This is a genomic window from Pseudoruminococcus sp. (genome assembly GCF_047012705.1).
GTDB lineage: Bacteria > Bacillota > Clostridia > Oscillospirales > Acutalibacteraceae > Pseudoruminococcus.
Map to the genome: position 1 here is coordinate 310,092 of NZ_JBKXNW010000002.1, position 12,224 is coordinate 322,315.

10 protein-coding genes and 1 pseudogene are annotated in these 12,224 nt (G+C 34.8%); 7 read left to right on the forward strand and 4 right to left on the reverse strand.

The window, feature by feature from the left end; genetic code table 11:
• Nucleotides 1-39: 39 nt before the first annotated feature.
• The 3 genes from ACLU24_RS03315 to trkA form a co-directional block, all read right to left on the reverse strand.
• Nucleotides 40-597: a leucine-rich repeat domain-containing protein gene (locus ACLU24_RS03315; RefSeq protein ID WP_412610298.1), complete on the reverse strand. Its 558-nt coding sequence runs from the start codon at nucleotides 595-597 to the stop codon at nucleotides 40-42.
• A gap of 275 nt (nucleotides 598-872) precedes the next feature.
• Nucleotides 873-2,336, reverse strand: a complete 1,464-nt coding sequence (locus ACLU24_RS03320) for a TrkH family potassium uptake protein (protein WP_412610300.1) — start codon at nucleotides 2,334-2,336, stop codon at nucleotides 873-875.
• A 33-nt stretch (nucleotides 2,337-2,369) separates the two neighbouring features.
• The gene (gene trkA / locus ACLU24_RS03325) at nucleotides 2,370-3,764 is read right to left on the reverse strand and encodes a Trk system potassium transporter TrkA (protein WP_412610301.1); all 1,395 of its coding nucleotides are present in this window, start codon (nucleotides 3,762-3,764) and stop codon (nucleotides 2,370-2,372) included.
• A gap of 229 nt (nucleotides 3,765-3,993) precedes the next feature.
• On the opposite strand from trkA, the gene ACLU24_RS03330 reads away from it, so the two are divergent.
• Nucleotides 3,994-4,410: a GNAT family N-acetyltransferase gene (locus ACLU24_RS03330; RefSeq protein ID WP_412610303.1), complete on the forward strand. Its 417-nt coding sequence runs from the start codon at nucleotides 3,994-3,996 to the stop codon at nucleotides 4,408-4,410.
• 66 nt (nucleotides 4,411-4,476) lie between these two features.
• On the opposite strand, the gene ACLU24_RS03335 is transcribed toward ACLU24_RS03330, so the two are convergent.
• The gene (locus tag ACLU24_RS03335) at nucleotides 4,477-5,253 is read right to left on the reverse strand and encodes a ZIP family metal transporter (protein ID WP_412610305.1); all 777 of its coding nucleotides are present in this window, start codon (nucleotides 5,251-5,253) and stop codon (nucleotides 4,477-4,479) included.
• Nucleotides 5,254-5,529: 276 nt separating this feature from the next.
• Between ACLU24_RS03335 and ACLU24_RS03340 the strand changes: the two genes are divergently transcribed.
• The 6 genes and pseudogenes from ACLU24_RS03340 to ACLU24_RS03365 form a co-directional block, all read left to right on the forward strand.
• Nucleotides 5,530-6,048 carry a cysteine hydrolase family protein gene (locus ACLU24_RS03340; protein ID WP_412610307.1) on the forward strand — a complete coding sequence of 173 codons (519 nt, stop codon included), beginning with the start codon at nucleotides 5,530-5,532 and terminating at the stop codon, nucleotides 6,046-6,048.
• Between the two features lie 19 nt (nucleotides 6,049-6,067).
• Complete coding sequence (locus tag ACLU24_RS03345) at nucleotides 6,068-6,877, forward strand: ribose-phosphate pyrophosphokinase-like domain-containing protein (protein ID WP_412610309.1); 810 nt, start codon at nucleotides 6,068-6,070, stop codon at nucleotides 6,875-6,877.
• Between the two features lie 21 nt (nucleotides 6,878-6,898).
• Nucleotides 6,899-8,371, forward strand: coding sequence for a nicotinate phosphoribosyltransferase (locus ACLU24_RS03350; protein ID WP_412610311.1), 1,473 nt, complete (start codon nucleotides 6,899-6,901; stop codon nucleotides 8,369-8,371).
• Nucleotides 8,372-8,388: 17 nt separating this feature from the next.
• Nucleotides 8,389-10,335 carry an NAD(+) synthase gene (locus ACLU24_RS03355; RefSeq protein WP_412610312.1) on the forward strand — a complete coding sequence of 649 codons (1,947 nt, stop codon included), beginning with the start codon at nucleotides 8,389-8,391 and terminating at the stop codon, nucleotides 10,333-10,335.
• On the forward strand, nucleotides 10,332-11,222 hold the full coding sequence (locus ACLU24_RS03360; RefSeq protein WP_412610314.1) for an NUDIX hydrolase: 891 nt from the start codon (nucleotides 10,332-10,334) through the stop codon (nucleotides 11,220-11,222). The genes ACLU24_RS03355 and ACLU24_RS03360 overlap by 4 nt, the downstream gene beginning before the upstream one ends.
• A 233-nt stretch (nucleotides 11,223-11,455) precedes the next feature.
• Nucleotides 11,456-12,181 (forward strand): annotated as a pseudogene (locus tag ACLU24_RS03365) (amino acid ABC transporter substrate-binding protein); the annotation flags it as partial.
• Nucleotides 12,182-12,224: the final 43 nt, after the last annotated feature.

The window sequence follows — 12,224 nt, forward strand, 5'->3', positions numbered from 1 at the left end:
TAAATTATTGATATAGAGTCTCTTTTTTCTTAGAGAGCATCAATGCAGACTTTTCCATTTTGTGCAGCCGGCAAATGCGTTATCAGCTAAATCAGTGACATTATCCAAGAATGTAACCTCAGCTAAGTTTACGCAGTTCATAAACGTATACTCGCCAATTTTCTTGCAATTCTCGCCGCCGGATAGCTTTACTAATCCTTTTGCACCCGTAAAAGCATAATCACCAATATAAGTAACCGTATCAGGAATTACAACTTCACAGTTTCCAAAGACAGCTCCAAAAACATAATAATCTCTCTTATCATCACCGATTCCAACAACTTTTTTACCATCTATTTCACTCGGTACGATGATTTTGTTATATTCAACATAATCATGGTTGTTAAAGTAAGTTATAATAACTCCGTCATCAACTTCTGAATAATCGAAATCTTCAGTTGAATCATATATCAACTCTTTTTTGTTTGAGGAATCGTTACTTGCCGAAGCTGATGATTTTGCTGTTGACTCCTTTGAAGAAGTATTTGTATCGTTGCCACATACACAAATTGACATTGTCATTATTACGGTCAAAAGACTAATCATTATTTTTTTCATAATTATTAAAATCTTCTTTAATATGTTGTTTGTTTAAATAATCGTGTTTCAATTATTCATATTTTGAAATCATTGTACCCTTATATGATTATGTGTTATATTATACTTTTTATTTAATTATTTGTCAACAAAAATTATATAAGGCAAATAATTTATATAATTCTATTTATAATCTCACTATAATAAAACAATTTGACAAACCGAAACAAGTCTGCTCCTGAGCCATATTAAGTACAAGAAAGCTTGTCTGTTTATTCAGACAAGCTTTCTTAATATCAGTAGTTATTGCTCTTTTTGACCATATCTTTTAAAGCACTTGGGTGAAATAATATAAGCAGTGGGAAAAGTTCAAGTCTTCCTGCGAGCATATCGAACATAAGAACATATTTTGAGAACTGACTGAATACTGAAAAATTCTGGGTAGGACCAACAAGTTCAAGACCTGGACCTATGTTATTGATTGTTGCAGTAACAGCAGTAAACGATGTAACCAAACCCATATTTTCAAAGGAGATAGCAAATACCGAGAATGCAAAAATCACCATAAATGTAATGAAATATACATTAGTTGAACGAACAACATCATGTTCAACAGGCTTGCCGTCAATTTTAATTTTTCGTACACTTCGTGGGTGAATATAAGAATGAAGTTCTTTAGCCACCGTTTTAAGCAGTATCATAATACGAGATACCTTTATACCACCACCTGTGCTTCCCGAACAAGCACCTATAAACATAAGCAGTACAAGTATAATTTTTGATGTTTCTGGCCATATATCAAAATCGACAGATGAGAAACCCGTTGTTGTAATAATAGAACCAACCTGAAAAGCGGCGTGTCTTAATGCGTCAAAAGCATTTGAGAAAAGATTAAGAATATTAAAGAAGATTATAGCCGTAGAAACACCTATAATTATAAAATAATATCTTACTTCTTCCATAAGTAAGCTTTTTTTCCATTGTCTAAGTAGAATAAAGTAGTAAGCATTAAAATTAACACCAAAAAGAATCATAAATATAGTAACAACCCATTGTATATATGGGGAATAGCTCATCATACTATCATTTTTTATGCCGAATCCACCTGTGCCGGCAGTTCCGAAAGAGGTAGTTAATGCATCAAATATAGGCATTCGACCCGCAATCAGAAGTATAATTTCTATAAATGTCATTCCTATATATATTATGTAGAGAAGTCTTGCGGTTGTTTTAATCTTTGGAACAAGCTTACCTACAGCCGGACCAGGACTTTCCGCTCTCATAAGATTGAAATTAGAGCCACCGCTCAATGGAATAATTGCAAGAAGAAATACCAAAACTCCCATACCACCTATCCAGTGAGTAAGACTTCGCCAAAAGATATTGCAGTAGGAGAGAGACTCTACATCAGAAAGAATACTTGCACCAGTAGTAGTAAAACCTGATATAGTTTCAAATAGAGCGTCTGTAAATGACGGAATTTCTTGGGTTATAACAAAAGGCAAACAGCCCATGATACTTAAAACTATCCAACTTAAAGAAGTAGCTACACAACCCTCTTTCAGATAAAAAACATGGCTTTCGGGTTTTTTATGAGTTGAGATAAACCCTACAATAGCACATATACATAAAACAAACAAATAAGAGAATAAGCCCTTATATTCTCCATACACAAGAGCAACTATACAAGGAAGAACCATCAATGCGGCTTCCATTTTCAGAACTAAGCCTAAAATATATCGTATAATCGAAGTGTTCATATAAATACCTTCCTGTTACTTACAACTATAAATTTAATCTTTCAGAATATCCTGAATATCGTTAAAGCCCGTATGAGTAGTAACTATCATAACGGTATCGCCGACATGAATAGAATCCTGACCACTCGGAATAGTTATAGCACCGTTTCTGTTTATAAATGCAATCAAGATATTATCTTTTATATTAAGATTCATAATTTCGGTATCAGTAACAGCAGAAGATTCATCTATACTAAATTCCAACGCTTCTACCTGAGAATTAAACATATGATAAAGAGTTTCTATGTTACTATTATTCATAGAATTTTTCTTCGCACGAACATAAGCAACGATAGTTTCTGATGTTATATACTTAGGGTATAGAATACTTCCAAGATTCAAGTCATCAATAACATTCATAAAAGCATTACGGTTTATTTTTGTAATAACCTTAGCATTAGAAATTTTACTTGCATAAAGAGTTAAGAAAATATTTTCTTCATCAATGCCCGTAAGTGGTATAAATGAATTACAGGTAGAAATACCCTCTTCCTTGAGAAGTTCTTCGTCTGTACCGTCACCATTGATTATAGTTGCTTTAGGTAGTAGTGTACTGAGTTCCTCACAGCGTTCTTTGTTTTGCTCTATAATCTTTACAGAAATTCCCATATTACTTAGAATTTTTGCAAGGTAAAAAGCGGTCTTTCCACCGCCTATAATCATAGTATCCTTAACCTGATTTGTTCTGAATCCTATCTGCTTTAAAAAATTTATAGTTTCTCGTCTCGTAGCAGCAAAAGAAATCTTATCTCCTTTGCGAAGTGTTACATTACCTGATGGAATAATAATTTTTCCATCTCGTTCTATTGCACATATCAGAAATTTAGCATTTAAACTCTTGCTGATTTGGGCAATAGACTTATTATCTAACAAATTGCCCTCTGGAATCTGAATTTTAATAAGTTGAGCCTGGTTATGGGCAAAAGAGTTGACCTCGAGAGCGGTAGGGAGGCATAGTATATGTGTGGCCTCTTTAGCAGTTTCAAGGTCGGGATTTATAATCATAGCAAGACCAAGTCTTTCTCGAAGATAATTGCTCTCCTCACTATAATCGGGATTTCTTACTCGTGCAATAGCTGAGCAATTACCAACTTGTTTTGCTACGGTACAGCAGAGCAAATTCAGCTCGTCTGAGCCGGTAACTGCAATTATAAGGTCAGTATTTTCTATTCCGGCTTCCTGCTGAACGCTATAGCTTGCACCATTACCGACAATACCCATAATATCATAAAGATTGGTATATGTCTGAATTTTCTGAGGATTTTTATCAATTATAGTAATGTCGTGACCTTCTCTTACTAATTGCTCTACAAGAGCCGCACCGACTTTTCCGCAGCCAACTATTATAATATTAAGACCGCTTTTGCTATGGTGTATGTTGCTAATCATTTTAAAGATACTCCTTTTATTATATTAAATACACACATCAATACTATACCATTATATTCATTAAAAGTCATCATTTTTCTTGAATTAATAGAATTTTTTTAAGAAATAATTTGTGCAAAAATTAAGTCATAGATGTAAAACTATTGAAATATTCTTTAAACTTGATATAATTATCATGTAAAATAAAGTTATAAATTGATTATAAATACTTTTCAGAATGGGGTATAATATGCAAGCTAAAATATATGATTATTTACCACAAGAGGCTATAGATATAAGAACCGCAGTTTTTATAAATGAACAAGGTTTTCAAGATGAATTTGATGATATTGACGAGAAAGCTATACATATAGTCTTATGTGAAGATAATAAACCGATTGCAGTATGTAGAGTCTATTATTCAGAAGATAAGAAATGTTATGCTATTGGCAGAATTGCAGTAATGAAGGAATATCGAGGTAAAGCCTACGGTGCAAAGGTCGTCCAAGTGGCAGAAGATGAAATACAGAAAAGATCAGGTAATAAAATTGGACTTTCGGCACAAGAAAGAGTTCGCAAATTCTATGAAAAACTTGGATATAAAAAATACGGAGACATATATTTTGATGAAGGTTGCCCACATATCTGGATGGAAAAAACTCTTTAAAATATATCCTTAAAAATAATAGGAGTATCTGCGATATATCAGATACTCCTATTTGCTTATACATTGTTATCCCAAAGCAACATCTAAAATCATCATTACACTAAAGCCAACAGCGAAAAATACCGTACCTATATTTGAGTGTTTGCCCTGTGACATTTCTGGTATTAATTCCTCCACTACTACATAGAGCATTGCACCCGCTGCGAAACTAAGAAGATAAGGAAGTGCCGGAACTATAAATTGAGCTGCAAGAATTGTCAACACAGCACCGATAGGTTCTACCACTCCTGAAAGTACGCCGCCACAAAAGGCTTTACTTTTCTTCATTTCTTCCGCACGCAGTGGCATAGAGATAATTGCTCCTTCTGGAAAATTTTGAATAGCTATACCAAGCGAAAGTGCCAATGCACCTGCCGCCGTAATTTGCAAATTTCCGGCGAGATAACCCGCATAGACAACTCCAACTGCCATTCCCTCAGGAATATTATGCAGTGTGACGGCCAACACCATCATAGTCGTGCGTTGAAGATGGCTTTTAGGGCCTTCGGCTTGTTTACTATTTTGGTGCAAATGTGGAATGACATTATCAAGTAAGAGCAAAAATAGTACGCCAACCCAAAAACCAATCGCAGCCGGAACAAAGGAAAACTTGCCCATATCCGTTGATTGTTCAATCGCCGGAATCAATAAACTCCAAACAGAGGCTGCCACCATTACACCGGCGGCAAAGCCTGTTAATGCACGCTGAACAATTTCGCTCATTGATTTTTTCATAAAGAATACACACGCCGCACCGAGCGATGTGCCAAGAAAAGGAATTAAAATTCCCCAGAATACTTCCATATTATAAACCCTCTATATCTTTTTAAAGTATTGTAAAGCAGAAATTACAGTTAGTTTTAACTAACTGTAATTATTATAGCATAATTAAGCTTAATTTGCAAGTATTATAGGAAGAGCTTAGGTAAATCAACGCTTGTATATAGACTAAATGAATATCCAAAATAATTTTTATTTAATAACTTATTATTTTTTTGAAAAAAGTTATTGACAAATAGAAAAATTAGGAATATAATCTTAGTATCAAATAAATAATAAGTAATAAAGGAGAGCAATTTTATGAGTAAAAATGTTCTTGTAGTAATTGATATGCAGAATGATTTTATTGACGGAGCACTTGGCACAAAAGAGGCCCAGGCAATAATTGAAAATGTTTATCAAGCAATTCAAAGCTTTGATGGAGAAGTAGTTTTCACCCGTGATACTCATTTTGAAAATTATGCGGATACTCAAGAGGGCAAAAAACTTCCTATTCCGCATTGCATTAAAGATACTAATGGCTGGCAAATCAATAGCGAGCTCAAAAAGCTGATAAAACCTGAAACAAAGATTTTTGATAAAATAACCTTTGGCTCAACTGAGCTTACAGAATATTTAAAGAATAATAAAGAGCTTAAAAAAATAATTCTTGTTGGCTTATGTACGGATATATGCATTATATCTAATGCCTTGCTTATTAAGGCAAATATGCCGGAAGTTGAGATAGAAGTTTTAGAAAATTGTTGTGCAGGTGTTACACCAGAAAGCCATATAAACGCACTTAACGCAATGAAAATGTGTCAGATTTCAGTTAAATGATAGAAAGGAATGGTTATCTATGATTAAGATTAATGGCAAACAAATTGAGTTAGGACACTTCCCAGACGGAACACTTCTCTTAAAAAGTAATATAAAAGAGTTTGCTTGTGATAATGATAGCATTACAATCAAGTGGAATTACGAAAATAACGAAGAGCTTGTAGCACTTTATTTCATTACAAATCATATTAAGGCATCAGGCTTTAAAAATATCATTCTTGATATGCCTTATATTCCAAACGCAAGACAGGATAGAGTAAAGAATGACGAAGATGTATTCACCCTCAAATACTTTGCACAGATGCTTAATAGTTTAAACTTTAGTGAAGTAAGAGTTTTAGACGCTCACTCAAATGTAAGTCTTGCACTTATTGATAATGTAAAGCTTGTATCTCCAAAAGAATATATCTATAAGGTTATTGACAAAATCAAAGGAGATAATTCAGAAAATCCACTTATGTTTTATCCCGACGAGGGAGCAGGCAAGAGATATAGCGGAATGATTTCGCTCCCGTATTGTTTCGGAATTAAAAATCGTGATTGGAGTACAGGACAGATAAAGAGCTTATCTGTTTCAGGTGAAGTTGATAGAATTAAGGAAAATGATGTTCTTATCGTAGATGATATATGCTCTTTTGGCGGAACATTCTATTTTTCAGCTCAAAAGCTTGCAGAGCTTGGTGCAAAGAATATTTATCTCTTTATATCGCACTGTGAAAAATCAATACTGAATGGCAAATTGATAAATTGCGAGCTTATTAAGAAGATTTATACAACAGACAGTATTTATAACTGTGAAAATGAGAAAATAGAGATAGTAACTCTTTGATTTTGAGAAAGGACTAAAGTTATGAAAAACACTAACCCAATGCTTCTGATAGATTTTTATAAGGCGGTTCATTCGGATATGCTCCCGAAAAAAATTGAAAAATCCGTTTCTTACTTCACACCTCGTATGAGCAGAGTAAAGATGTGGGATAAGGTTGTAATGTTCGGCTTACAGGCATTTATAAAGGTATATCTTATAGATTATTTCAATAATGAATTTTTCTCTTTGCCACTTGATGAGGTAGTAGGAGAATATGAAAGAGTTCTGAATGCAACACTTGGTAAAGAGGCATTCAGCAGTAAAAAGATTGTAAAGCTCCATAAGCTCGGATATTTACCTATTGAAATCAAAGCTTTACCGGAGGGTACAAAAGTTCCTATGCATGTTCCTATGTTTGAAATCAGTAATACTCACCCGGATTTTGCATGGCTTCCACAGGCATTAGAGTCGCTTATAAGTGCGGAAATGTGGCACCCTATGCTTAGTGCAACCGTTGGTGCAACATATCGTGATATTATCAATAAATATTATGATATTTCAGTAGATGATAATATTCCTCGTGCAAGAGCTATCGGTGATTTTTCATTCAGAGGTCAGGAAAGCTTGCAGTCCGCAGTTAAATCAAGCGCCGGTTGGTGCTTATCCTTCTTAAATACTGCAACAGTTCCGGTAATTCCGTTCTTAGAGCAGATTTATAACTGTGATTGTGAAAAAGAGCCTGTCGCATTTGGTGCGGTAAGTACAGAACATTCCGTTATGTGCAGTAATTATGCAGTTGATGGAGATGAAATAACTCTCCTCCGCAGACTTCTTACAGAAATTTATCCTAATACAAGTTTTTCTGCGGTACTTGATTCTTATGATTATTGGAATATAATAGATAATGTACTTCCTCAGCTTAAAAAAGAAATTCTTGAGCATAATGGTTGTATGCTTATGAGGGGCGATAGCGGCGATTGCGTTGAGGTAGTAACAAAGACAGCTTTCAAACTTTGGGATATTTTCGGCGGAACAATTAATTCTAAGGGATATAAGGTTTTAGACCCTCATGTTAAGGCTATTTATGGTGATAGTATTACTGTTCAGCGTTGCGAAGAAATTTACAAAATTCTCATTGAAAATGGCTTTGCTTGCAGTAATGTTTCACTTGGAGTTGGCAGCTTTAGTATGCAGTGCATAGAAGAAGATGGAATTTTAAAGCCATTTACAAGAGATACATTCAGCTCTTGTATTAAAGCGACTTATTGTGAGGTTGACGGTAAACCTATTCCTATCTTTAAGAATCCAAAAGAGGGCGGATTCAAAAAGAGCCAAAAAGGATTGTGTTTTGTATATCGTGATGAAAATGGAAATCTTACCTTTAAGGACGGCTATACAAGCCAAGATATTCCAAAGGAAAATAACCTTCTCGAAACTGTATTCAAGGACGGAAAAATCGTAAGAGAGCAATCTCTTGCGGATATAAGAAAGCTGATGTATGGAGATAAATTCTAAATAGAAAGGTTCTTACTATGGAAAATTTACTGAGAGTTCTTACAGCTTCTCCGAGAGTTCATATCGGAAATGTAACAAAAAACTGTGATGAGATAAAGAGTGTCTATAAGGAATATGCAGATAAAGCAGACATAATTCTTATGCCTGAGCTTTCCTTGACAGGTTATACCTGTGCAGATTTATTCGAAAACAGAAACCTGCTTGATAACACAGTTAGCGGTCTTATGGCTTTAACGAAATTTACTGAAGGCTTCGGAGAAAATGGTTCGGCTTTAGTTGTCGGTGCGCCGATAGAAGTTTCAGGTGAATTATATAACTGTGCAGTTTTTATTCAAAATGGCAAAATAATTGCTGTTGTTCCAAAGACATATCTTCCTAACTACGGTGAATTTTATGAAAAAAGATGGTTCAGTGCCAGAGAATATGACTTTGAAAATATAGAAATAGTCGATATGACAGTTCCTTTTGGAAACAATCTTATCATAGAACTTGGACAAAAGGGTGAATCCGTAAAAATCGGTATCGAAATTTGCGAGGACGCATGGACGCCGATTCCACCAAGCCGTATTCTTGCAATAAATGGGGCAGAGATTATTCTTAATCTTTCAGCGTCTAATGAGGTTATAGGTAAAGAGCAGTATAGACGCAATCTTGTAGGAAGTATTTCCTCAACCTGTCTTTGTGGTTATGCCTATGCTTCAGCGGGAATATATGAATCAACTTCAGATATAGTTTTCAGTGGACATAATCTTATGTATGAAAACGGCAAACTTCTCGGAGAAATTAAGCCATTCGAGAGCGGTATTCTGATTCGTGACTTCAATCTTACTAAAATCCGCCATGACAGAATAGCAAATAAATCATTTGCTGATTGCAAAAGAATGTTTAATGGAAGGAATTTTATAAAGATTATATGCAATAAAAAGCTTATGCAGAAAAATGAAATTCTTGCAAAGGTTTCTATGACACCGTTTGTTCCATCAAAGAATAGACTTGAACGCTGTACTTCAATTTTCAATATGCAGGTAGCAGGCTTACAAAGAAGACTTGAGGCAACTAAAAGCAAATGCGTGGTTATAGGCGTTTCGGGTGGACTTGATTCAACCCTTGCTTTGCTTGTTGCGGCACAAGCTGTCAGAAATCTTAATCTTCCATCAAAAACAGTCGTAGGAATTACTATGCCAGGCTTTGGCACAACAAAACGCACAAAGAGCAATTCTATGATTCTTATGGAGAAGCTTGGCTGTAATATAAGAGAAATTTCTATAGTAAAGGCTACAAGACAACATTTTGAAGATATCGGACACGATGAAAGCATACACGATATAACCTATGAAAACTGTCAGGCTCGTGAACGCACACAGATTCTTATGGATGTTGCCAATAAAGAGGGTGGATTTGTTATTGGTACGGGTGATTTATCCGAGCTTGCACTTGGTTGGTGTACCTATAATGGCGACCATATGAGTATGTATGCTGTAAATACAAGTATTCCAAAAACACTCGTAAGAACACTTGTTGATGAAATCGGACATCAGCTCGGCAGAAATGGTTTTGACGGCATAGATGCAGTTATAGAGGATATTATAGATACTCCGGTAAGCCCTGAATTGCTTCCTCCTAATGCGGACGGTACAATCGCACAAAAGACTGAGGATACAGTGGGTTCATATATTCTGCACGACTTTTTCTTATATTATACTTTGCGTTATGGAATGAAACCAAATGAAATTTTCGAGCTTTGTCAGACTGCTGTAAAGCAAAGTGATGAATATAAATTTGATGATGCTGAAATCAAAAAATGGCAGAATGTATTTTATACAAGATTTTTCAGGCAACAATTTAAGAGAAACTGTATGCCTGATGGTGTCAAGGTTGGTACTGTTTCAGTAAGTCCGAGAGGAGACTTGCGTTTGCCATCAGAAATTGAATTTGAAGAATTTTTGTCCGGTGATAAGCAATGAGTGATTTAAATGAATTTCTTTCGACATATAATATTGAAAGCTATGAGCGTCCATCTATTGCAACAGATATAGCGGTTTTTACTGTTATTCCTGATACAAAAATAGTGGATTGCAGAAAACTTCCTTCAAAAAAATTAAAGGTATTGCTTATTCGCAGAGGAGAAGAACCCTTTAAAAATCTATGGGCATTGCCTGGAGGTTTTGTGAGAAAGGGAGAAACTATCAATCAAGCGGCAAGGCGTGAGCTATTAGAGGAAACAGGCACGCAGCAAGCTTATATTGAAATGTGCGGAACATTTGATGAAGAAGGCAGAGACCCTCGTGGTTGGATAATTTCACAAGCCTTTATGGCTCTTATAAACAGTGAAGATAAGGAACTTATGGAAAATATTCGTGCTGGTGGAGACGCCAAGGAAGCGGAATGGTTCGATGTTTCACTTGATATAGTCGGCGATGGCTATGAACGCACAAAAGATGACAGAAAAAGTATAACAACATACGAACTCAATTTAAAAGGAAAAGAAAGTATTACTGCTGTCATTCAAGAAAAAAAATTATATAAAAATTACCACGAAGAAATGGAGTATAGTATAATTAAATCTGATTCTTTAGCGTTTGACCATGCAAAAATTATAACTTGCGTTCTAAATAAACTAAGGCAAAAGTTAGAATTTGATTTCAGAACGGCTTTTGATTTAATGCCGACTTATTTTACTTTGACAGATTTACAAGAGGTTTTTGAAGTTGTACTAAACAAAAAGCTTATTAAACCTAATTTTCGCAGAAAAATAGCTGATTATGTAGTAGAAACCGATAAAACAGTTATGAATGGGGGACACAGACCTTCAAAATTATTTATGAGAAATATGGATTTATTTTATAAATAAAGTTATTAAAAATACAACTTGCTTAGAAAAAATCTTAGCAAGTTGTATTTTTTCTTTAAAATTCTTCTTAATTTTTATTTTTCCTTGACATTGTGTAATTTATAAGGTATCGTATTTATATGTGCTTTATTACTGTTGTAATAATTTAGCGTAGTAAATTATTAAAGGAGAGTATTATGAAAACCCAGCTTAAAAGAATGACAGTGTGTTTATTAGCTGTTATAACATTGATTATGACATTTCAATGTCTTATTTGTTTTGCAGCAAACGACAGGGAAGAATTTACCATAGGCTTTGATGCAGAATTTCCACCATATGGCTACAAAAGCGAAAGTGGTGAATATGTAGGTTTTGATATAGACCTTGCACAAGAGGTTTGTAATCGTAAGGGCTGGACACTGAAAAAACAGCCTATCGAATGGAATTCTAAAGATATGGAATTAAGTTCAGGTTCTATTGATTGTATCTGGAATGGCTTTACAATGAATGGAAGAGAATCAAAGTATACCTGGAGTACACCATATGTAGATAATTCTCAAGTTGTTATCGTTAAATCTGATTCAGATATTAAAGAATTATCAAACCTTTCTGGAAAGATAGTCGCTGTTCAAGCCGATAGTTCGGCTCTTGCTGCTCTGACCGGCGATGATGCCACAGATGAAAATAAAAAATTATCAAAATCTTTCGCAGAACTTCAGCAGGTAGGAGATTATAACAGTGCGTTTATGAATCTTGAATCTGGTGCAGTTCAAGCAATATGTATGGATATTGGTGTTGCAAATTATGAGATTAAATCTCGTGGAAATAAATTTAAAATGCTTAATGATAAGCTTTCCACTGAAAAATATGCTATAGGATTTCAGCTTGGCAATACAGAACTCAGAAACGAGGTTCAAGGTGCTCTCCTTGAAATGCTTTCTGATGGAACATTTGAGGACATTGCCAAAAAGTGGGGATTGGAAGAAAGCGTTTGTCTTTCCGCAGATGATAAGTACATAGACA